20 protein-coding genes and 1 tRNA gene are annotated in these 22,369 nt (G+C 63.2%); 9 read left to right on the top strand and 12 right to left on the bottom strand.

The window, feature by feature from the left end; translation table 11 throughout:
• Positions 1-132: 132 nt before the first annotated feature.
• The 3 genes from ACT01B_RS01660 to ACT01B_RS01650 all read right to left on the bottom strand — a co-directional run bounded on the left by ACT01B_RS01660 (position 133) and on the right by ACT01B_RS01650 (position 5,861).
• Positions 133-1,389, bottom strand: a complete 1,257-nt coding sequence (locus ACT01B_RS01660; RefSeq protein ID WP_445147401.1) for a tetratricopeptide repeat protein — start codon at positions 1,387-1,389, stop codon at positions 133-135.
• 110 nt (positions 1,390-1,499) lie between these two features.
• Positions 1,500-3,707: a penicillin acylase family protein gene (locus ACT01B_RS01655; RefSeq protein WP_445145666.1), complete on the bottom strand. Its 2,208-nt coding sequence runs from the start codon at positions 3,705-3,707 to the stop codon at positions 1,500-1,502.
• Between the two features lie 186 nt (positions 3,708-3,893).
• The gene (locus ACT01B_RS01650; protein ID WP_445145665.1) at positions 3,894-5,861 is read right to left on the bottom strand and encodes a M1 family metallopeptidase; all 1,968 of its coding nucleotides are present in this window, start codon (positions 5,859-5,861) and stop codon (positions 3,894-3,896) included.
• Between the two features lie 150 nt (positions 5,862-6,011).
• Here ACT01B_RS01650 and queF point away from each other — a divergent pair, with 150 nt between their 5' ends.
• Positions 6,012-6,836: an NADPH-dependent 7-cyano-7-deazaguanine reductase QueF gene (queF, locus tag ACT01B_RS01645; RefSeq protein ID WP_445145664.1), complete on the top strand. Its 825-nt coding sequence runs from the start codon at positions 6,012-6,014 to the stop codon at positions 6,834-6,836.
• 161 nt (positions 6,837-6,997) lie between these two features.
• Positions 6,998-7,591 (top strand): hypothetical protein, encoded by a 594-nt coding sequence (locus ACT01B_RS01640; protein ID WP_445145663.1) that lies wholly within the window; start codon positions 6,998-7,000, stop codon positions 7,589-7,591.
• An 81-nt stretch (positions 7,592-7,672) separates the two neighbouring features.
• On the opposite strand, the gene ACT01B_RS01635 is transcribed toward ACT01B_RS01640, so the two are convergent.
• Positions 7,673-8,224, bottom strand: coding sequence for an HdeD family acid-resistance protein (locus tag ACT01B_RS01635; RefSeq protein ID WP_445145662.1), 552 nt, complete (start codon positions 8,222-8,224; stop codon positions 7,673-7,675).
• 291 nt (positions 8,225-8,515) lie between these two features.
• Here ACT01B_RS01635 and ACT01B_RS01630 point away from each other — a divergent pair, with 291 nt between their 5' ends.
• Positions 8,516-8,722 (top strand): CsbD family protein, encoded by a 207-nt coding sequence (locus tag ACT01B_RS01630; protein WP_445145661.1) that lies wholly within the window; start codon positions 8,516-8,518, stop codon positions 8,720-8,722.
• 70 nt (positions 8,723-8,792) lie between these two features.
• On the opposite strand, the gene ACT01B_RS01625 is transcribed toward ACT01B_RS01630, so the two are convergent.
• From ACT01B_RS01625 to ACT01B_RS01605, 5 genes are all read right to left on the bottom strand, one after another.
• The gene (locus ACT01B_RS01625; protein WP_445145660.1) at positions 8,793-9,155 is read right to left on the bottom strand and encodes an ArsR/SmtB family transcription factor; all 363 of its coding nucleotides are present in this window, start codon (positions 9,153-9,155) and stop codon (positions 8,793-8,795) included.
• A 33-nt stretch (positions 9,156-9,188) separates the two neighbouring features.
• Positions 9,189-10,055: an MBL fold metallo-hydrolase gene (locus ACT01B_RS01620; RefSeq protein WP_445145659.1), complete on the bottom strand. Its 867-nt coding sequence runs from the start codon at positions 10,053-10,055 to the stop codon at positions 9,189-9,191.
• Positions 10,056-10,065: 10 nt separating this feature from the next.
• Positions 10,066-10,497, bottom strand: coding sequence for a DUF6691 family protein (locus tag ACT01B_RS01615; protein WP_445145658.1), 432 nt, complete (start codon positions 10,495-10,497; stop codon positions 10,066-10,068).
• Positions 10,494-10,913: a YeeE/YedE family protein gene (locus tag ACT01B_RS01610; RefSeq protein ID WP_445145657.1), complete on the bottom strand. Its 420-nt coding sequence runs from the start codon at positions 10,911-10,913 to the stop codon at positions 10,494-10,496. The genes ACT01B_RS01615 and ACT01B_RS01610 overlap by 4 nt, the downstream gene beginning before the upstream one ends.
• 95 nt (positions 10,914-11,008) lie before the next feature.
• Complete coding sequence (locus ACT01B_RS01605) at positions 11,009-11,932, bottom strand: transporter (RefSeq protein ID WP_445145656.1); 924 nt, start codon at positions 11,930-11,932, stop codon at positions 11,009-11,011.
• 397 nt (positions 11,933-12,329) lie between these two features.
• Here ACT01B_RS01605 and ACT01B_RS01600 point away from each other — a divergent pair, with 397 nt between their 5' ends.
• The 5 genes from ACT01B_RS01600 to ACT01B_RS01580 all read left to right on the top strand — a co-directional run bounded on the left by ACT01B_RS01600 (position 12,330) and on the right by ACT01B_RS01580 (position 17,645).
• Positions 12,330-13,457 carry an AI-2E family transporter gene (locus ACT01B_RS01600; RefSeq protein ID WP_445145655.1) on the top strand — a complete coding sequence of 376 codons (1,128 nt, stop codon included), beginning with the start codon at positions 12,330-12,332 and terminating at the stop codon, positions 13,455-13,457.
• An 18-nt stretch (positions 13,458-13,475) separates the two neighbouring features.
• The gene (locus ACT01B_RS01595) at positions 13,476-15,062 is read left to right on the top strand and encodes a TolC family protein (protein WP_445145654.1); all 1,587 of its coding nucleotides are present in this window, start codon (positions 13,476-13,478) and stop codon (positions 15,060-15,062) included.
• Positions 15,059-16,183: an HlyD family secretion protein gene (locus tag ACT01B_RS01590; protein WP_445145653.1), complete on the top strand. Its 1,125-nt coding sequence runs from the start codon at positions 15,059-15,061 to the stop codon at positions 16,181-16,183. The genes ACT01B_RS01595 and ACT01B_RS01590 overlap by 4 nt, the downstream gene beginning before the upstream one ends.
• Entirely contained in the window at positions 16,183-17,247 is a 1,065-nt protein-coding gene (locus ACT01B_RS01585; protein ID WP_445145652.1) for a DUF2955 domain-containing protein, read from the top strand. Before ACT01B_RS01590 ends, ACT01B_RS01585 begins: the two co-directional genes overlap by 1 nt.
• 101 nt (positions 17,248-17,348) lie before the next feature.
• Positions 17,349-17,645 (top strand): potassium channel family protein, encoded by a 297-nt coding sequence (locus ACT01B_RS01580; protein ID WP_445145651.1) that lies wholly within the window; start codon positions 17,349-17,351, stop codon positions 17,643-17,645.
• Positions 17,646-17,667: 22 nt separating this feature from the next.
• On the opposite strand, the gene ACT01B_RS01575 is transcribed toward ACT01B_RS01580, so the two are convergent.
• Together ACT01B_RS01575 and ACT01B_RS01570 are read right to left on the bottom strand one after the other, a co-directional pair.
• Positions 17,668-17,744 (bottom strand) — tRNA-Arg (locus ACT01B_RS01575).
• 226 nt (positions 17,745-17,970) lie between these two features.
• Entirely contained in the window at positions 17,971-19,869 is a 1,899-nt protein-coding gene (locus ACT01B_RS01570) for a M61 family metallopeptidase (protein WP_445145650.1), read from the bottom strand.
• A 259-nt stretch (positions 19,870-20,128) separates the two neighbouring features.
• Here ACT01B_RS01570 and ACT01B_RS01565 point away from each other — a divergent pair, with 259 nt between their 5' ends.
• Complete coding sequence (locus ACT01B_RS01565; RefSeq protein ID WP_445145649.1) at positions 20,129-20,713, top strand: outer membrane protein; 585 nt, start codon at positions 20,129-20,131, stop codon at positions 20,711-20,713.
• 151 nt (positions 20,714-20,864) lie between these two features.
• Here ACT01B_RS01565 and ACT01B_RS01560 read toward each other — a convergent pair whose 3' ends face one another.
• Positions 20,865-22,307, bottom strand: a complete 1,443-nt coding sequence (locus ACT01B_RS01560; RefSeq protein WP_445145648.1) for an amino acid permease — start codon at positions 22,305-22,307, stop codon at positions 20,865-20,867.
• Positions 22,308-22,369: the final 62 nt, after the last annotated feature.

The following is a 22,369-nucleotide window of genomic DNA, read 5'->3' as shown; positions in this document are numbered from 1 at the left end:
CACCGGGTGGGTGAACACCAAGCCATTGGCATAGTCGGAGGCCGCGGTGAAGCAGCTGGCCGACCTGCCGATGTGCTCAAGCTGGTGAGGGCGGTGAACTGATGAGACGCGGCCAGTTGCCGCCGACCTTTCTCAGTTCGCCCGATTCAGACCGGCATTCTCGTATTCAGCCAGGGCAATCGTGACACCTACCTGCAAGATCCGTCGACTCAACGTGTCACCGTACGTGATCTGCATGAGGCTCAGGCCGGCGCGGATTTGATTGCGTTGATTCGCCGCCTTGGCTCGGATTTGCGCATCCAGTGCCGCCGAAGCATCGGCAAGTGCATAGGCGACCACTTGATTGAACCTCACGTCGCCGTTGGCATACATCGCAGAGAGATTGAGCAGCGCGTAAGCGCTCTTCTGCTCGCCAGCTGCCAGGAACAAGGCCGTTGCACGCTCAGGGTCCCTCGGCACACCCAGCGCGAGGTTGTACATCATGCCGAGGCTGTTAATGGCGCCCACATGGCCTTGGTTGGCGGCATTGCTATAGAGCGTCATGGCCTTGGCGTAGTCCTGTGGCACGCCCTTGCCATCTTGGTACAACATGGCCAGGTCGTACTGCGCTTCGGCATCCCCTGTCTCCGCTGCCTCGGTATACCACTGGACCGCCTTTCCATAATCCTGCGGCACCTCGACACCCTCTTCGTATAGGTGCGCGAGATAGCGTTGGGCATATAGCGCCCCGCCCATGGCGGCCTTCGTTCGCAGCTCGATGGACTTGTTGATATTGCGCGGCACGCCCTCACCGTCCTCATAAAGGGCGCCCAGATTATTGAGTGAGTCCAGGCTGCCCTGGGCCCCGGCCTTGCCATACCAGAACGCCGCTTTCGCCTTGTCCACGGCGACGCCGCGACCTTGTTCGTAAATCAATGCCAGGTTGTATTCGGCCAGCGCGTAATCCTGCTTGGCCGATTTGAGATACCAGGCGGCCGCCTGGGCATAGTCCAGCGGGACCGTACGGCCGTGCTCGTAAGCGCGCCCAAGGTTGTACTCTGCTTTCGCATTCCCTTTTGCGGCCGATTTTCTGTAGAGCGCCACCGCTTGTGGCAGGTCATGGGGAACGCCCCGTCCTTCTTCAAAGGCACCGCCAAGACTGTTGATGCCATCGGCATCGCCTTGTGCGGCCGATTTGCGGAAGAGCTCGGCCGCCTGCCCCTGGTCTTGCGGAACACCCTGGCCGTACTCGTACATCCGCCCCAAGCGAAATTGAGCCTGGGCGTTGCCTTGCTCGGCGAGCGGACGAAACTCCTGGAGCGCTGCGGCATAGTCGCCAGCGTCAAGAGCGTCCACGCCTTTCTTCAATACCTGCGGCATCGCGCAGGTAGCGAAGATCATTGTGGTCATGCCGACCACGAGTGCTGTTGAACGGTGCATCACATTCCCCCTGAACATGTGCGGCGAATATGCGCTGACGAAAGCCTACGGGTTTGTCCGTCACGTCAGCGCATCTATCATTATTCTCCCGGATGGTAGACGCGCCCGGTATGCCCCTTGAGATCCTCCGGCCAGAAATAAACCGCACGCAGGTTGCCCGTCGTATAGCGCTCGCCCTGGTCGTCGAAATGCGGGGACTCCGGATGGCCGCTTTCGCCGCCGACCGAAATTGCGCGGGCGTGGACCTTGTCGCCGAATTCGACTACGGCGACGAAGCTGTTGCCGCCGGTGCCGTAATAGCGTTTCGTGCCGGGCCAACGATGAGCGCCAAAGGACGCGAGCGAGCCCCAGCGCGATGACGTGAACGGCACCGGGATGCTGGGCTTGGCGTCGTTGAAGGGCTGCACGATGTCGCCATTGATGCGTTGGTAGCGATTCACTTCACCCCAGGAAACGCCCCAGCTGCCGAAATCCTTCTCCAGACGATCGGAGGCTTCGACCAGGGCTTCGAGGCGCGCCTTCGCGCCGGCTTTCTGCGCCATGATGTCGTAGACAGAGAGGCCTTCGGCAACATCGGACTTGTCGACCTTGTCCCATAGGATGTCGCCCCAGAACACGGCCAGCGTGGTAGGCATCGAGGCGATGCCCCAGCGGTAGTCCCAGTGGCGCAACAACGCGATCTGTCCCGCCAGCTTCTGCTTTAGCGGATCGCTGGCCGGCAACGCATCGTAATCGGCCACGAGCACGGGGATCTGGCGTGCGAATGCGGGAAGGTACGAGTCGAACGCCGCCGTGATCAGCGACGATGTGGTGAAATCCCTCTTGTCGCTAAGCACCATCGTCGCATGAATGCCGCGTGGGTTCTCGCCCACGCTGTCCATATAGCGCGGATAGTCTTCGCGTTTCGGGCTGTACGCGCCGGCGGCGGAATACGGCCAGTTGTTGGTATTCATGATCCAGCCGTTCGGCGGATTGAGCAGGTGCGGCGCCTCGTTGAGCGCGTGCAGCCCCTGCCAATCGGTGGCCGGATCGCTGCCATCCACCGGCTTGGTGTAGTCAAAGCGATTGTCGCGCTTGGGAATGAACTGCGGGTGCAGATAGGCGATCTCGCCCTTGTCGTCGGCGAAGATCGTGTTGTTCGACGAGTTCGCCTTCAACTCGGCCACCTTCATGAAGCTGGCGAAGTCGCTGGCCTTGGTGCGTAGCCAACTCTGCTCCAACGCTTCCAAGGGCTTGTTCATCAGCGCGGTGGCGATCCACTTGCCTTCCTTCTCGCCCACGATCGGACCGTGATGCGTGGCATACACGGTGAACGACCGCTGGGCCACGGTGCCGTCCGCCTTGCGGTAAGGCACGCTGACCTGACGCGTGGTCACCGGCCGCGACTCCGTACCGTACTGATAGAACAGCTGGCCATTCCTGTGCGCGATCGTCTCGGCAAACTCATCGACCACGTCGGCGGTGGTGGAGGTATGCATCCAGCCGATGTGATGGTTGAAGCCCTGGTAGATGAAGAACTGCCCCCAGGTCGCCGCGCCATAGACATCCAGGCCCGCGTCACTGGTCATCTGCAGTTCGGAGCGGAAGAAGAACGAGGTATGCGGATTGATCCACAGCAGCGCATGGCCGTTGGCGGTGAGCTTGGGCGCAATGGCGAAACCGTTGGAACCGGTCGGCTCGACCCAGCTCGACGGCGTGTCGATGCTCGCCACCGGCTCGCCAGCATGGCCGTAGAAGGCCTGCAGGTCATTGAGCGATACGCGCTCGATATCGCCGCCGATGCTGCCCTCGCTGAAACTCAGGGCCATCCACGGCTCGAAATGGGTGATGACGCGCGGATGCACGTCGGGATGCGTGGCCAGGTAGTGGTTGAGGCCGTCGGCCCAGGCATTCATCAAGGTTTGCAGCCAAGCCGGGCTCTTGGCGTATAGGCGCTGCAGCTCGGCCGGGTCGATAAACAGCTTCATGCGCAGGTCGGACCAGATCGCTGACTCGCCTTCCGCCTCGGCCAGGCGGCCCATCGCGTTGAGGTAATTGGTCTCGACGCGATTGAAATCGTCCTCGGCCTGCGCATAAGCCATGCCGAATACCGCATCGGCGTCGGTCTTGCCGTGGACGTGGGCGATGCCCCAGTCGTCGCGCGTGATGGTGATGGCTTTCGCTTGGGTCTGCCAACGCGTTTCGTCGGGCGTGCCTGCCTGGGCCGTGGATACCAGCCCCAGGGTAAGCAGTGTGACGAGTGACAACGCGCGAAGTCGTGGGCGGGTATGGAAGGTCTGGATCGTCACGTTGTCTTTTTCTCGGGTTGGCACAGAGTGTGGCGGTAGGAACCTGTCTACCATTCCAATGAATCGTCATCCCAGCGAAAGCTGGGATCCAGCGACTTTGCTTTGCACGGAAGGCACTGGATCCCAGCTTTCGCTGGGATGACGGTGAGGAGGGTCAAAACATTTCTGGCACAGTTAGAAGCATCCTCACGGCATCGCAAAGCTGTTATTGCTGCGATCGGCGTCCGGCAGCTTGTGGTCCGGATCCAGCGTCAGCTGCTTGATGCGCGTGCTGGTGTTCAAGGTCAGGCTCGGGCTGCCGCTCTGTCGCCAGATCTCCACCGGTACGCGAACATCCCGATGACTGCCATCGACAAAATCAATACGCAAGGTGGCGGGCATCACCAGCTTCTGTTTGCTGGCAAAGGTGATGGTCACGCCTCTGGCCGGATCCTTGTCCACGTAGGAGGCACTGCTCACGCCCAGGTCGAGCTGCCAGTTATTGAGGTACCAGCCGCGCCACCACCAGGCGAGGTCTTCACCCGTCTCGCTGCTCATGAAGCGGAAGAAATCCGATGGCGTGGGGTGATGGTAGGCCCAGGTGGCAATGTACTTGCGGAAAGCCGGATCGAAACGCTCGGGGCCGAGAATCTGCTCGCGTAGCAGCACCAGACCCAGGGCGCCCTTGAAGTAGCTCACCGAGTGGCGGTACTTCTCGGCCACGGAATCGGCTGGCGCCATCAAGGTGGGTGCCTGCGCATCCGCCAGCAGCGGCAGGATCTCGTCCACCGGGTTGCCGCCCTTGGGCGCGTACTCGCTGTCGCGCTTGGGCGCGTATTCGCCGTGGTTGAAGGCATCGGAGGCGTAGATGTCGATGAAGGTGTTGAAGCCTTCGTCCATGAACGCGTTGCGGCGCTCGTTGGAGCCCACGATCATCGGGAACCAGGTGTGGCCGATTTCGTGCGCACTGATCCAGAACAGCATCGGGCCGCTGTCCTCGATGCCGTCGAACACGATGCCTGGATACTCCATGCCCGCGCCGTGACCGGCCAGGTTCACCGCCACCGGCCAGGGATACGGAAACCACTTGGCGGAGAAGTGCTCGACCGCACCCTTCAGGTATTCGGTGGAGCGATCCCACTTGTCCTTGCCCACCGCCTCGACCGGATACACCGACATGGCCAGCGCATGCTTGCCTTCGGGCAGGTTGATGCGTGCGGCGTCCCACACGAAGGCGGGGGACGCGGCGAAGGCGACGTCGCGCGTGTGCTCCATATGGAAGTGCCAGGTCTGCGTGCCGCTCTGCTTGGGCCGGCTGGCCGGATCGGTCACTTCCTGCGGCGTGCGGATCAGCACCGTGTGGTCGCTCTGCGCAGCCTGCGCCAGGCGCTGACGCTGGGCGGCGGTAAGCACGTCGTTGGGATTGGTCAGCTCGCCGGAGCCGGCCACCAGGTAGTTCCACGGCACCGTGATCGCGTAATCGATGTCGCCGTATTCGAGATAGAACTCCGAACCCAGGTACGCCAGCGTGTCCCATCCGCGCAGATCGTCGTACACCGCCATGCGCGGGAACCACTGGGCGATCTCGTAGATGTCACCGCTCTTGGTCGGCGTCACTGCGGTACGTCCGCCCCACGGGCCCGGCACTGTGTAGTGGTAGCGGACATGTAGTTTGAGTGGCTTGCCGCCAGCCGCCAGCGCCTGCGGCAGGTCCACGCGCATGCGGGTGTCGTCGACCAGGAAGTGGACGGGCTTGCCATCGAGCTCCACCGCATCGATCTGGTAGCCGTCGGTGGCTTCCGTGCGTGGACGGGGCGAACCCAGCGCGGCCCGCGAGTCGCGCCGATAAATGTTCTGGTCCAGCTGCAGCCACAACACGTCGAGGGGGTCCGGGCTGCGGTTGGTATAGGTAATCGTCTCCTCGCCGCGCAGCGAGTGCGTGGCCGGATCGATAGCGGCCTGGATCGCATAGTCGGCGCGGTTCTGCCAGAACAGCGGCCCCTGCTTGCCGGCACCGCCGCGGAACGCATTGGCCGCGTCCGGCAGCGAGAGCGGCGCGAACAGCGCCTGCGGATCGTAGCCGCCGGCCGGGCTATCGGCGAAGACCGGCGCGCTCAGCGTGCCAGCCACGAGCAGGCCGGCCGCGAATCGGCAGGCCAAGGCGGGGTTCTTCATGCGGGAGGATTCCTTCGGACCACGTGAGAGGTTCAGGGGACACTATAGGGATGGCAGGGCCCGGGCGACCTAGGTAAGTCGTCATGGTTCGACCCCCGCCGCCCGCAGTTTCATACGGTGGCCGAGACGCGGGGCCGGTAGAATGGCCGCATGAGCACTCCCGAACACTCTCCCCTCGGCAAAACCACGGTTTACGCCGACCGCTACGACCCCAGCCAGCTGTTTCCGATCCCACGCACCGCCAAGCGCGAGGAGATCGGCGTCGCCGCACCGTTGCCGTTCCATGGCGTGGATGTCTGGAACGCCTATGAGCTGTCCTGGCTGGACGCCCGCGGCAAGCCCGTGGTGGCGCTGGCGGAGTTCCGCGTGCCGGCCGACTCGCCCAATATCATCGAGTCGAAGTCGTTCAAGCTCTATCTCAACGGCTTTTCGCAGGAACGCGTGGCCGACGTCGACACCCTGGTGGCCACGCTGGTACGTGACCTTTCGGCGGCCGCGGGAGCGCCCGTCGAGGTCATCCTCAGCGACGCGCGCGCGCGCGGCCATGCGGTGATCGATCTGGAAGGCCAGTTGATCGACGAGCTCGTGCTGGAGATCGACGACTATGGCCCGCCGCGTGCAGATTACCTGCGGGCCGATGCCGGTGGACCCGTCGTTGAGCAAGCGCTGGTGTCAAACCTGTTGCGCTCCAACTGTCCGGTAACCGGCCAGCCGGACTGGGGCAGCGTGCAGATCCGTTATCGTGGCGCCGCGATCGACCCGGCTGGCCTGCTGCGCTACCTGGTGTCGTTCCGCAATCACAATGAGTTCCACGAGCAATGCGTGGAGCGCATCTTCGTCGACGTGATGCAGCGTTGCCGACCCGAACAGCTGAGCGTCTATGCACGCTACACGCGCCGCGGCGGCCTGGATATCAATCCCTACCGCAGCACCAGCGCGGAGATGCCAGGTAATCCCCGCGGGGCACGCCAATAAACGTCACGGATCGCCCTTCAAGACGTGAAGATTACGTCTAGGCGGCCGCGCAGTAATCAACGCTTCAGTCCCACGGGACTAGCCTCGAGTCCTGTTCCACGCACCAGGATTGCATCGTCGCGACCCAGGTGTGCTTTCCGCCACTAGCCATGGGGTCAGTCATGAACGTTCAGGCACGCAACACTGCTTTGTACTGCGCGACCCTTGCCGGCCTGCTGATGCTCAGCGCGTGCGGCAAGAACGAGCAGGCAGCCAACCCACCGGCCGCCGCACCCGCCGCCACGGCTCCGGTACCGGCCGCGCCCACACCTGCCGCCACAACGCCGGCGCCACCGGCCTCTGTGCCAGCGACGGACGGCAACACGCCCGCCCCCGCTGCTACCAGCGGCAAATCAGCGAGCGTCCAACCTGCCAATGACATCAAGGTCGCCGCGGTAACCATCGGCAGCGCCGTCGATGCCTCGCATATCATCAGCAAGGTGCAGCGCCGCTTTGCGCCGACCGACAAGGCGATCTATGCCAGCGTGACCACCTTAGGCAACACCGACCACGCATCGCTCAGCGCCAACTGGAGCTATGTGGATGGCAAGGACCAGTCGTTTAGCAGCACCACCGAATCCGTCGCCACCGACGGACCGGCCACCACCACGTTCAAGGTGCAGAACCCGAATGCGTGGCCGGAAGGCCAGTACAAAGTGGTGATCTCGCTCAACGGCAGACCCGTCGCCAGCGAAAATTTTGAAGTGCGCAGCTGACGCACGTCTCTTCAAGGGATCGATGAGGAAAAGGCGCCCTTGGGCGCCTTTTCCTTTCAAGCCCCACGCGACGGGACAAGCTCAGAGCACCGACTTCCAGCGACGCATGCGCAGGCCGGCCATGATCTGCAAGACACCGTAGACCAGCGCCGCCGCGCCAATCCACACCGCCACCGTCAGCAAGGCAGCCGCCGGATAGGCCACGAACATGAAACCCAGCACGATCGCGAACACGCCGCTCAAGGCGATCAGCCATTCGCCCTTGATCTCCTTGCGCACGCGAATGGCAAACACGATGCGATAGATACCAGCCACGATCAGCCACGCCGCCAGGAACAACAGCAATACACTGACCACGGCCAGCGGATGCACGATGGCCAGCAGGCCGAAGACAATCGATGCCAGCGCGTATAACGCGACCCAGCCACGGGAAATCGACGTGCTGCGCCTGAACAGCTGGAACAGGCTGGCAATGCCTTCGGCGAGGGCCATGATGCCGAAGGCCCACGCCAGCGCGATGACCGTCTTGCCTGGCCAGATCAGGGTGCTGAGCCCAAACAGGACCGAGATGATGCCGTAGATCACCAACAGCCAGCCCGCGCGGCCGACCCCTTGCTGCAGTACTGAAGCCATATCGCGACCCTCCATGACGTTGAGAGGCGAGCCGGTGCCGGCCCGCTGCAGTAGACATCATCGGCAATGGGGTAGCCACGCTCCCGCAGGACCCAAGTTTCCCCCTCCGCCTGTTCATCCACGCATCATCGATGTCGACGTAACGCGAATGTCGTATCAGCTGGGCCCATACGCCCATGAATCGCCCCGACTTCACGCTACGCAAATGGCACGCATTCTTAACCTCTGCGCTGGTCGAATCGACATCGCAATGCGCATTGCATCCCTACGAAACCGCAACGAGGTATTGTCATGAACCAAGACACCATTCAGGGCCAGTGGAAGCAACTCAGCGGCCAGATCAAGCAGCACTGGGGCAAGCTCACTGACGACGACCTGAAAGTGGCCGAAGGCAACTCGGAATATCTATCGGGCCGTCTGCAAGAGCGCTACGGCATGGCGCGCGACGAAGCCGACAAGCAGGTCAAGGAATTCCAGAAGACGTTGCGCCATCACTGACCCTTGCACCTCCCCTCTACCCTCGACCCTCTCCCCGCGGGGAGAGGGACCGGGGAACCAGCCGTGCTGGTCAATCGTCAACGCAGAACAGTTCGAACAGCTTCGCCATCAGGGCCCGAACCCGCTCATCGCGGATGTCATAGTAGATGGACTGTCCTTCACGACGGCCCGCCACCAGGCCATCACGTCGCAGCAGCGATAGGTGCTGCGACACCACGCTCTGCGCCAGCTCCAGCGCATCGGCCAGCTCGTTGACCGAGCGCTCGCCCCCCAGCAGTTGGCATAGCAGCATCAAGCGATGCTGGCTGCCCATCGCCTTGAGCACGGCAACGGCCTCGTCCGCATGGCGCGCCATCGCGTCCATGGACATCGTGGCCTTGCGGCTACGCGTGGGTAGCGACCGTGCCGGCGTCGGCTTGGTTGAGCGGCTCACAAGCGAAGGCTTGCTATGCAGGGGAGGATGAGATCACAAGGCATTGAGCGGAATCTTCAGATAGCGGATGCCGTTGTCCTCGGCGGGCGGCAACTTTCCGGCGCACATATTCACCTGCACGGCGGGGAGCAGGAGTTTGGGCATGGCCAGCGTGGCGTCACGCGCCGTGCGCATGCGTACGAAGTCATCCTCGACGACACCGTCGTGCACATGGATATTCGCGCGCCGTTCTTCGCCGACCGTCGTTTCATGAACAAAGACATCACGGCCCGGCGCCCTGTAGTCATGGCAAAGGAAGATGCGCGTCTCGTCGGGCAACGCGAAGATGCGTTGGATCGAGTGGTAGAGCGTGCGCGCATCGCCACCGGGGAAATCGCAGCGGGCGGTACCGAAGTCGGGCATGAACAGCGTATCGCCGACAAACGCCGCATCGCCGATGACATGCGTCATGCACGCCGACGTATGGCCCGGCGTATGCAGCGCGACGGCCTCGATATCGCCCAGTCGATAACGCTCGCCGTGCTTGAACAAGTGATCGAACTGGCTGCCGTCACGCGGGAACCCGGACCCTACGTTGAACAATCGTCCAAACGTGTCCTGCACCAGGCGAATTTGATCGCCAATGCCCAACCTGCCGCCAAGGCACGACTGCACGTACGTCGAGGCCGAGAGATGGTCGGCATGCACGTGGGTATCGATAACCCATGCCACGGTGAGGCCCTGCGCCTTGACGAAATCGACCATCGCATCGGCCGAATCGTGGCGCGTACGACCGGACGCCGCGTCGTAGTCGAGCACGCTGTCGATCACCGCCGCCGCGCGCGTGGCGGGATCCCAGGTCACATAGCTGAAGGTGTTGGTCGGCTCGTCGAAGAAGGCCTTTACCTCGGGACGTTTCATGTTGTCGATCTCATTGCGTATCCGTTGAGCGGGCCTGCGCCGGCCACTGCATTGCCAGCCACCAACCCAGGGCCATGGTCGCCACCAGCAACAACACCGAGGCAACGCCACCGCCGATCGAGGCCAAGGCAGGACCCGGACAATAGCCGGCCAAACCCCAGCCGATGCCAAACAGAGCCGCGCCGATGATCAGGCGTCGGTCGATCTGGCGCGCCGTCGGTAGTTTGAAGGTGGGCTCCAGCAGCGGTTGGCCGCGACGCAGCACCCATCGATAACCGATGGCGGTGGTCAGCACGGCGCCGCCCATCACAAACAGCAGGCGCGGATTCCACGCGCCAAACAGATCCAGAAAGCCCAGTACCACGGCGGGTTGCGTCATGCCAGCCAGGCTCAAGCCCAGTCCGAACAGCAGCCCCGCCAGCAACGCCATCGCCAGTCTCATGCGCTCAAACCTCCCAGCAGGTGGCGCACCACGAACACCGTGACCACGCCAAACAGCATGAATACGACGGTCGCCAGCAGGGAGCGCGGCGACAGCCGGGCCATGCCGCACACGCCATGGCCACTGGTGCAACCGCTACCCAGGCGCGTGCCGAAGCCAACCAACAAGCCCGCCACAGCCATCAGCGGCCAGCCGACTTGCGGCGCCCCGATACCGGCGTCGCCTCGCCACCACAGCAGCAATAAAGGCGCCGCGACCAGTCCCAGCACGAAGGCCACACGCCAGCCCCGATCGCCCGTTGCGGCGCCGTCCAGCAGGCCGCTGGCGATGCCGCTGATGCCGGCGACACGGCCGAGCGTGCCCATCAGCATCACCGCCGACACGCCAATCAGCACGCCGCCAAGCGTCGAGAGCATCCAGGGATGCATAAGCCCACCCAAACATATTCATATATTCGATATTACTAATATATGTCTCGCCCACGAGGAAATCAAACACCGCCATGGCCACGTCAGCGATCAAACCAGCGGTATTGCACGGCAAAGGTAATGGATTTGTAGTTGCCACCGATGCGCGTCACCAGGCCATTCGACAACGCAAGCTTGGCCGACCAGCCACGGGCGAGAGGCGCCGAACAGGTGAGGCCATAGCGCGCGTTCGATTGCCGGTCCTGTTTGGAGACGCCATTGAGGGTCGTGCCTCCGCCATCGACGTAGCCGACATCGCCAGCGATCCAGAGCCCTGGGCGGAAGGTGTAGCCACCATGCAGCTGCACTGTCGCCAGCGGATCCTGGCTGCGTACGCTGCCCCCGTAGAAGTTGTCGTTCGTGGTGAAAAAGTAAACACCGGCCGACGCCTCGAGGAACCAGTTACCCATGGGTTTGGAGATGCCGATCTCCGGTTTGAACGACCACCGGTTGGTGCTGATATTGACGAGTCGGTCCGGCATGTATTGGCCCGTCGGTGCGGAAATCGTCAAGCTCACGCCAAGCGAGGCCGTGGGCGCCCGGCGTGCGAACTCCTCCGGAGTCAAGGCAGGACTGCCGATGAGATTGAAGCCGAAGCGCAACTTCAGATCACCCATGCCGGAGCGGTTGATGGCGGTCGGGGCGTCGATCACGTTGCCGCTCAGGTTGCCGTCGACATAGGGAAGGGCGATGCCCAGTGATGCCGAGTGGCCGGCCACGCCGAAGCTGCGTACATAGCTGAGCGCAGACGCGTTGATCGTGGCCTGGACGTTGGTGATGGGTAGCGATGGGTCGGTCAGGACGTCACCGGTCAGGCGGGTGTAGCCGACGCCGATGAAATTCGTGCCGATAGGCGAGGCGGAATAGGTTCGCGGCTCCAGATCCTGAGCGGACACGATGCCCGCATGAAGCAGGAAGCAGAAGACGCTCGCCAACAGCATGGCTCGATATGTCAGGAATCGCCTCATTGTCGACTCGACCAGACGACTTGCGCAGCAAAGGATGTTGCTTCAGGTCATGCACACGAGCAACGGGAGCGGACAGGCGCACTCTACAAGTGCAGACTTACTTTAACGCCTCATGATGTTGACGGATCGTGGCGCGCTTTCGCATGACGCTAAGTAAATTTACTTATGGCCTGCGGGTTTGGTGACGCGTGGCGACTAGTGAACAACGATACTTGCGGGGAAATACGTGCATCCATGGGTTTGAAGGCCACCTCGGTGGTCCCGGTCTTCGCACGGCAAACACGCTGCGTAACGGACCATCGGAGCACCACGCTTTCGGGGCAGGACTGTCCCGATCGCCTCGAAAGCCTGGCCGACCGCTCGAATATCCCTGCTGCAACGTGCAAGGACATTAACGATGCTGACGACACCGATTTCCGCAAGGGAGCTTTCCCGCGGCATGCTCGATGTGCTGATTCGGGCAGGCCTGATCGCCATCCTGGCCGTGGTTTGCTTCCGGATCTTCTATCCGTTCGGCAGCCTGCTCGTGTGGTCTCTAATCCTTGCCATCACGCTCTACCCGTTGCATTTGCGGCTACGCAAGCGCTTGGGCAACAAGGACGGTTTGACGGCGACGCTTATCGTGCTAGTGACACTCATCATCCTCACGATACCCATGTATTTGCTGGGTATCGCGCTGGTCGACTCGATCGGCAATGCGATGGAGATGGCCAAGAGCGGCAGCATCCGCATTCCGCCACCCGCCGAATCGGTGGCTGGCTGGCCGCTGGTGGGAGGGAGGGTGTACGCGTTCTGGCTTCAGGCCTCTACTGACTTGACCGGTCTGATCCAGAGGATCACTCCGCAACTCAAAGGTGTGGGTGCTGCGTTGCTGGAGGGCGCCACCAGTGTTGGCGCCGGGCTGCTGATCTTCATCTTCGCGCTGATCCTCTCGGGCATCTTCATGGCCTACGGCGAGGAAGCCAGGCACAGTGCCGTACGCATTACGTCGCGCCTCTTCGGCCCCGAGGCCGGCCCGCATGTCGCGGAACTGTGTGCCGCCACCATCCGCGCGGTAGCCCAGGGCGTGGTCGGCATCGCATTCATTCAAATGCTGCTGATCGGGGTCGCCTTCGTGGTGAAGGGCATTCCCGGCGCGGGCCTGCTTGCGCTGGCGGTGTTGCTGCTCGGCATCATGCAGCTACCGGCAACCTTGATCACCATCCCGGTCATCATCTGGGTCTTCGCCAGCGAAGGCTTCACCGTGGCGGCGATCGTGTTCGCCATCTATACCTTTATCGCGGGCCTGGCGGACAACGTGCTCAAGCCGCTGCTGCTGGGGCGCGGCGTCGACGTACCGATGCCGGTGGTGCTGATCGGCGCGCTGGGTGGCATGGTGACCGGTGGCGTGATCGGCCTGTTCATTGGTCCGGTCGTGCTCGCTGTCGGCTATCAACTGTTCTGGCGTTGGATCGATGAGCAGCCGCAGGCCGAAGCACCGGTGGCCGCGCCGGTCGATGAACCGGTCGAACCGAAGCAGCCTTGATGCCGCCGGACGCCCACGGTGCCGCGCTTCACGGGCTCGAACCGACTGTGGCTGGCCTACGTGGCTTGCCTCGGTGGTTGCGTGACGGTGGGCCCGGACTTTCACCCTCAGCATGAGGGTTGGGCCGAACACTGGAGCGACCCGGCCATCGAGCAGGCCACCATGCAGCATGCGCAGCCTGATGCGAGCCAATGGTGGCAGGTCTTCGCCGATCAGAATCTCGAGCGTCTGATGGCGGAAGCCGATGCGCATAACGCCGATCTGAAGATCGCCGGGTTACGCGTGCTCGAGGCACGCGCCCAATTGGGCATTGCCCAGAGCGGGCGTTACCCGCAAGTGCAGCAGATCGGGGGCGACGCCCTGTATACGAAGAGCAGGCACTCCGGGAATAGCGGCCCCAATTCGAGTGGCTCGTGGCAGTACGGCATCGGTTTCGACATCGGCTGGGAGCTGGACTTCTGGGGTCGTTTCCGGCGCGCCATCGAGGCGGCGGACGCGGCCTACTTTGCCTCGCAGGCCAACCGTGACGCTGTCCTGGTCCTGCTCCACGCACAAGTGGCCGACACCTACTTCACCATGCGAACGGCCGAGGCGCGCTTGCGCATCGCACACGAGAACGCCGCACTGCAGAAGCGCAGCCTGGAGATCACCGAGCGCCTGTTCAAAAGCGGTGAAAGCGATGAGCTGGACCTCCAGCAGGCCAAGACGCAATACCTCAGCACGCTGAGCAACATCCCCACGTTCGAAAGCCAGATCACGCTGGCACGCCATGCGTTGTCCGTGCTTATAGGGCGCCCTCCCGGTCCACTGCCTGAGCTGGACGAGCAGCCCGGCAAGGAAGGGGTGATCCCGCTGGTCGATCACGCGGTGCTGCAGGATGTTCCGGCAGACCTGCTGCTTCGCCGCCCCGACGTGCGCGCCGCCGAGCTGCACATGGCTTCGCAGTCGGCACTCATCGGCGTGGCGAAGGCCGATCTCTATCCGACGGTGACACTGTTGGGCACGCTCGCCTGGAGCGCGAGTTCATCGTCGGGCACGCCCAGCTCGCTGTTGAGCGCCAGCGAGGTGGCGGGATCACCGAGCGAGCTCGCCTTGGCCATCGGCCCCAGCGTCACCTGGAACGTGTTTGACCATGGCAGGATCGTCAACAACGTGCGCGTGCAGGATGCCCGTCTGCAACAGCTGGTCGTCACCTACCAGGACACCGTGCGCCAGGCGGCGCGCGAAGCGGACGATGCCGCCACCGGACTGATCGCAGCGCTGCAGCGCGACAGCGTGTTGCACGATGCGGAACAGGCCGCGGGTCGCTCGCTGACGCTTGCCAACACGATCTATCGCGAAGGCTATTCAGACTTCCAGCGTGTCCTCGATGCGCAACGCGCGCTTTCCGCCCAGCAGGATGCCTACATCGTCAACCGCAGCAATGCGGTCGGTAGCCTGATTGCACTCTACAAAGCCGTCGGTGGCGGCTGGCGCACGGAGCAGCCGCTGGTCGATCCGGCCACCCGCGAGCAGATGGAGCAGCGCACGCATTGGGGCGACTTGATCAAGGAGTCGAATGCTCCTTCCGCCGCGCCCCTACCACCTGAAGGCCAGTCCCGATGAGCGATGCGCCGTCACCCGCGGCGGCCGCGCCGCCATCGCAGCCACCTGCGGCAGAACCGTCCGGCAAGGGCGTGCGGTGGGTGCTCGTGCTCATCGGCATCAGCTTCGTCTGGTACCTGCTCGCCGACCGCTTCACGCCCTATACGCAGCAGGCCCGGGTGCAGGCCTTCGTTATTCCGGTGGCTGCCGAAGTAGCGGGGCGAGTGACCCGGGTTCTCGTGCGCAACAACCAGGAGGTCAAGGCGGGTGACATTCTGTTCGAAGTGGACGCGGAGCCCTATCGGATCGCCCTGGTCCGCGCGCGCGCCGACCTCGAATCGACACGCCGCCAGATTGGTGCGAGCACGGCCGGCATCGATTCGGCTCTCGCGGCAGTGCGTGCTGCCAGCGCAAACGAGGTCAAGGCGCGACAGGACAGCGATCGCCTGGAACGGCTTTACCGCGAGGATCAGGGCACCGTATCGCTGCGTCGCCTGGAAGTTGCGCGTGCGACGCACGATCAGGCGCTTAGCCAAGTCAGCGGCGCCCGTGCCGAGGTGGAGCGCGCGAAAGAGACGCAAGGCGGCAGCGAGGCAGAGAATGCGCAGTTGCGCAGTGCCGCCGCGGCGGTGGAAAAGGCGGCGCTGGACCTCGCCAACACCCGCATTCGCGCTCGCTCTGCGGGACTCATCACCGACTTGCGCACGGAAGTCGGTCAGTACGCCGCAGCGGGCAATCCGGTCATGACCTTGGTCGCCATCCACGATGTGTGGGTGAGCGCGGACATGACCGAGAACAATCTGGGTCACCTTGAACCGGGCACGCCGGTCTCGATTGCGCTGGATTCACGGCCGGGTGAGCTCTTCCCCGGTCGGGTCCGCAGCATCGGCTATGGCGTCAGCGTGGGCCAGGGCACGCCGCCCGGCAGCCTGCCGACCGTGCAGAACAGTCGCGACTGGTTGCGACCGGCCCAGCGCTTTCCGGTGATCGTGGAGTTCACGCCGGGAGCATCCGTGCCCCCCCGCGACATTCGTGTCGGTGGGCAGGCCGAGGTCATGGCGTTTCCGACCCAGGGCAACCCGCTCAACCCGCTGGGCCGCCTATTCCTCCGTGTAATGAGCTGGCTTTCCTATCTCTACTGATGACCACCGCACCCGACCAACGATGGTTACGCGGTCTGCGCGCGCTACGCCTCGGCACGGGCACGGCGCTCTGCCTCGCCACCAGTTTCGCGCTGGATCTGCCCATTCCGGTGGTGGCGCCGGTGTTTGCCGTCTTCCTGCTGGCGTTGCTCAATCGACCGCTGTCACTGAAGGACGGATTGCGTCTTGTGCTGGTCGTGGCATTGACCACGGGGAGCGGCCTGCTGCTGGCACCCTTGCTTCGCTATTACGCGCTGGCTGGCGTACTGCTGATCGGCTTGTGTCTATTCCTGGCCTTTCGCTACGGCCTGCGTGGAGGCAACAACCTGGTCGCCACGTTTCTCGTGGTTGGCCTGACCATGATTTCTGCGGCAGGCACGGCGGATACCGAGCTGGCCATGACGGTCGTCGGCGCACTGATCAAGGGACTGGCGCTCGCGGTGCTGGTGCTGGCCCTCTGCCACCGGCTGTTTCCGGAACCCGCCAGCGCTCCCAAAACCCCCGCTGCCCAAGCCATGTCGAACGACGACGCCACTCGCCTGGCGCTACGTGCCGCCCTGGTGGTATTGCCGGCGTTCCTCCTCGCGCTGTCCGACCCGGCCAGCTATATGCCGATCATCATGAAGTCCGTCAGCCTGGGCAGGCAGAGCTGCACGACGTCGGCGCGCGGTGCCGCACGTGAGCTGCTGGGGTCCACCCTGCTCGGTGGCCTGTTGGCGATCCTGTTCTGGTTCGCACTGAAGTGGTTCGTGCACCTGTGGATGTTCTTCCTGTGGATGCTGCTGTTCGCCTTGCTGCTGGCACGCAAGCTTTATGCGATCAGCCCGACCCGCTACACGCCCGGCTTCTGGCTCAACAGCCTCGTCACCCTCATCATTCTGCTGGGTCAGTCGGTGCAGGACAGCGCGGCTGGAAAAGACGTCTATACGGCCTTCGCCGTGCGCATGGGGCTGTTCGTTGCCGTCACCCTGTACGCGTGCCTGATGGTCCAGTTGCTCGATACACGCCGCCGCTTGCGATCAGGCGACCTACCCCGCGGCGAGGCGAGCCATCCAAAAACGTGAGGTCCACCATGGGAAAGATGTCGAGAACTCCAAGTCCCCACCTAAAGGCCAGCGACGTACTCGAGGAGTTCGCGGCGACGCTGTGGTACCTGCGAACGATCATGGCCGGGCTGCTCCTGCTGTTCGCCCTGCTGACAGTCGGGATGTATTACCTCGGCGGCCCGGTTGAAACATCGGATCGATTACCGTCGCCATTCGGCGAGACCATCTACTTCTGCACCATCACCGCGCTCACCATCGGCTATGGCGACGTGGTGCCCACAACAGCATTCGGCCGGATCGACACGTTATTGCTCGGCCTGATCGGCGTGCTGATGACCGGACTGGTCATCGCCGCCGCCGTGCGTGGTGTCCAGGAGGCTGCGCGCAAGGCCGAAACCCGGGGCCAGCCACGCTAGCAGGCACGCTGCTCCTCGAAGATGGCGCGCCCGGAGGGATTCGAACCCCCGACCAATGGCTTCGGAAGCCACTACTCTATCCGGCTGAGCTACGGGCGCATAAGCGTCGGCACGTGCAGGGGGAAGACCCTCGCCGCACGGCGGACGCGCAGTATAGCGAATTTGGGGCGCGGCTCGCACTTCTCCTTCTCCCCGTTGGGGAGAAGGCCGGGATGAGGGGCGGGTGCTTGCGAAAAGCTCTCTACGAAGCCCGTCTCAAACAGGCTTTATCGCAAGTTTGACCCCTCACCCTACCCTCTCCCCGGAGAGGGAAAAGCGGAGTGATTCAACGCGGCTTGAGCAGCTCGCTCAAACGATCCGGCTTGCCCTCGATACGCTCCAGGTGCGGATACTTCTGGCCATCGTGATAGTCGATGCGCAGCGTCTTGTACTCGTCGAAATTCTTCACCAGCAGTTCGATCGGCTGGCTCTTGTCCTTTGCCGACGCATCGACGGCATCCTTGATGGCGTCGCTGGAGAACTCCTTGCCGTTCACCGCGATCACCTTCATGCCCGGCGACAGGCCGGCCTTGAACGCGGGGCCGTCCCACAGCACGTCCAGCGTGTCACCGCCCTTGCCGAACGAGACACCCAGCGAGTAGGTGAGGTTGGCACCGCCGACGCGCGTTTCCACAGCCTTCGCCGAAGCCGACGGCTTGTCGTTGTAGACCAGCTTCCAGCCATTGGCCTCGAAGCCGCCGATCAGCGGGCCGTGGCCGTCCAGTCGCTCGCGCAGGTAGCTGGTCCAGTCATACGGCGCAATCCCGTTGAGCGTCTTCACTACGTCTTCGAAGGTGTAGGTGTTGACGTCCCACTTGCCGTTCTCCACGCCGAAGAACGACTTGGCGAAATCGTCGATGGAACGCTTGTTGCCGGTGAGGTCACGCAGCTTGCCGTCCACGTCCATCCAGATCATCTGGCCACCGGAGTAGTAATCCTCGCTCAGCTGGTAGTTGCGATACGGCAGCGGACGACGCATCGCGATGATCGGATCGTTGGTGGTGTCCTGGATGGTGCGCCACTGCTGCAGGCCCGGACGGCCCTTGTCGTAGGTGGCGGCGACCAGGGCGAGCATGTCGCGCGCCTCGTCCTGCTTCCACAGGCCCGAGCGCGCGGCCATCACATAACCCCAGAACTGGGTCTGGCCTTCGTATACCCACAGCAGGCTGTCCTGCATCGGCACGTTGAAGCTCGGCGTGGCGAGATCGGCGCCGCGACGATACTTGCCGTCCCAGGAGTGGTTGAACTCGTGCGGGAGCAGGTCGCGCATGATGGCGCTCTTGTCCCACTCGGTGAAATAGCCGGTGCCGACGCCGTTTTCGCTGGAGCGGTGATGCTCCAGGCCATTGCCCGACATCTTGTCGCTGAGCGAGAACAGGAAGTCGTAATGGTCGTAGTGATGCGCGCCATACAGCTTGTACATCTGTTGCACCAGGTTCTGGTGCAGCTTCAGCTGCTCGGGCTTCATCTCCAAGAATTTCGGATCGTCGGCGACGATGTTGAGGAACACCGGGGTCTTCGCACCCGGGTCCAGGTCCACGCGCTTGAAATACTTGCCCGCGTAGATCGGCGAGTCGACCAGGTCGTCATAGGCGATCGGCTTAAAATGCACGGTGTCGCCATCGCGCGCGGCCAGCTCGAGCGCACTACCGTACTGCCAGCCCGCGGGAAACTTCACGCTGGTCTCGGCCTGGATGCGGTTGGCGTTGTAGCCTGCCGGATACAGCGACACGGCGTTCCACTGCACGTTGAGCATTTCCGGCGTCATCACCACACGGCCCTGGCGGGTGTCCTGCGGTGAGAGGAACTGGAACTCGACGTCCACGCTGCTAGCGCCCTCCGGCACGTCGACATGGAACGCGTACACGTTGAGCGGATCGCGCTTCCACGGCAAGGTCTTGCCGTTCGCCTTCACCACCAGGCCCGCCAGCTTGTCGATCGGACCGGTCGGCGAATGATTGCCCGGTAACCACTGGGGATACAGCAGGGTCAACGGACCCGGCTGCGCCGGCACGGTTTCGTGCACGCGGAATACGCGATGCGCGATGTCGGTGGCGTCGACGTTGATCTTGAGCGTGCCATTGAACGCGATGTCCTGCGGCGCAGCCACGTCGGCGAGCGCTGAAAAGCTGCCCACACCAAGGGCTGAAGCAAGGATGGCGGAAGCGAGACGCGAGGCTTTCAAAGTTTTCTCCTGACGAAATCCGTGCCCCGCGACGGCAGCCGCACGGAACATAAGCAGTCGATGCTAGTGGGCGACGGCGCATCGCAACCCCTGCCAGAGGTCATGGCGATGCCTGAACCTTGCCCATCCCTCGACGCGCTGGAGATGCTACCCACGCGTTAAAAACCCGTATGATTTTCACACCGCGATCCCCACGCGGACCGTCACGACACTCCCCCTTAGCCGTCGTGGCGACATCACAAAAAGAATGGAGCATTCCATGCACAAGCCTCTTCTCGCGGCCGTCTTGGCCGTCGCCGCTGTGTCGCCGTTCGCCGCCAAGGCCGACGAAAGCAACCAGCTGGACAACTTCTTCGTGGCTGGCAACCTGGGCCAGAGCAACTACCGCATCGGCGGCATTTCCGATAAGTCCGACGTGTTCCAGAACGTGCGCTTCGGCTGGCGCTGGAACGGCCTCGTCGGTGCCGAAGTCGGCTACGCCTACCTCGGCCAGGCCAAGAACACCACGGACTTCGCCACGGCATACGCCAAGCCGCGCGTGGCCCAGCTCGGCGTGACCGCCAAGTACAACTTCTACAACAACTGGTACGTCACCGGTCACGGCGGCTACCTGCGTTCGCGCACCACCGCCGGCGTCACCGTGGGCGACGTGTCCGCATCGCAGCGCAGCTGGAACAACGGCTGGTACGCCGGTGCAGGCGTGGGCTATGACGTGACCAAGAACGTCAGCCTCGCGCTGAACTACGACAACTACCACGTGAAGTACGGCCGCGCTGGCGCCAGCGAGTCGCAGGTCAACACCAACGTAGCGGCTTACTCGGCATCGGTCGAATACCGCTTCTGAGTTTTGCGACATCGCGATTAGAAAAACGGCCGCGAAAGCGGCCGTTTTTTTGCACTGCTCTTTTTGTAGGAGCGCACCCTGTGCGCGAAAAGCCTACGGAGCGGTAAGACGACACTCAGTGATCGCGCACAGGGTGCGCTCCTACATCGTTCTATTGAGGCAACTTTTCCAGCTTGCTGTGGTGCATGCCATACCCGAAGTACACCATCAGACCCAGGCTCACCCAGATCAGGAACACTTTCCAGGTGATCGCCGGCAGTTCCGATAGCAGCCAGATCGAGAAGCCAATGCCGACTAGCGGGATCAGTGGCACCAGCGGTGTGCGAAACGAGCGTGGCAGGTTCGGCTTGCGCATGCGCAGAACGATCACCGAGGAGCAGATGACGATGAAGGCCGACAGCACGCCGATATTCACCAGCTCGGCCACCTTCTGGATCGGCGTGGAGCCCGCTACCAGCGCGGTAAATACACCGAGTGCAACGGTCGGACGAAACGGCGTGCCATAGCGCGGGTGCACCTTGGCGAACCAGCCCGGCAGCAGTCCGTCGCGGGCGAGCGCGAACCAGATGCGCGCCGCGCCCAGCATGAAGGCAAACAGCACGCTGATCAGGCCGAACACCGCCGAAATCGAGACGGTCAGCGCGACCCAGTGCAGCCCCAGGCCCTTGAACGCATCAGCCACCGGAGCGTCGGTCTTGAGCGTGGTGTAGTGGGCGATGCCGGTGAGTACCAGCGACACGGCCAGGTACATCGCCATGGAGATGCCCAGCGACAGCAGCACCGCGCGCGGCAAGTCACGCTGGGGATTCTTCGATTCCTCGGCAGCCGTGGTCAGCGTGTCGTAGCCAAACACTGCAAAAAACACCACCGCCGCCGCCGTTGCGACGCCATGAAGACCGAAATGGCTCACGCCGTCGGCGCCGATCACGCGCGCGGGAATGAAGGGCACCCAATTGGCAGGATTTACGTAGAACGCGCCGACGCCGATCACCAGCATCACCGCCAGGACCTTGATGGTGACGATGAACGTGTTGAGGCGCGCGCCCCACTCGGTGCGCATGGTCAAAAGCGCGGCGACGCCCAGTGTGATCGCGGCGGCGACGACATCGAACAGCTGTCCTGGTTTGTCAGGATTCGCCGCGCCCTTCGCCCATACCGGCAGGTCCAGCCCCATGCTAGCCAGCGCCGATTGCACATAACCGGACCAGCCGATCGCCACCACGGCCACGATCAGCGCATATTCGAGCAGGAGATCCCAGCCGATCAGCCAAGCGGCCAGCTCGCCGAGCACTGCGTAACCGTAGGTATAGGCACTGCCAGTGACGGGAATCATGCCGGCGAACTCGGCGTAGCACAGTGCCGCCGCCGCGCTGGCGATACCCGCGATAAGGAACGACAAGACCACCGCCGGGCCGGCGTTAATCGCCGCCTGCTGGCCGGCCAGCACAAACACGCCCACGCCGATGATGCCGCCGATGCCGATCGCGGTGAGCTGCCAAAGGCCCAGCACGCGGCGGAAATCCCCGCGCTTGCCCGCCTCGGCCTGCAGCATCTCCACAGGCTTGTGGCGTATCAACTTGCTCAAGAAACTCATCAGCTCATCCCCGGGAAACGAGCGGCGATCATAGCGAATGCCTCTTCCGCTGCCACGCTGCA

This window comes from Dyella sp. Tek66A03 (genome assembly GCF_052567735.1).
This window is presented reverse-complemented; position numbering and strand designations above follow the sequence as displayed.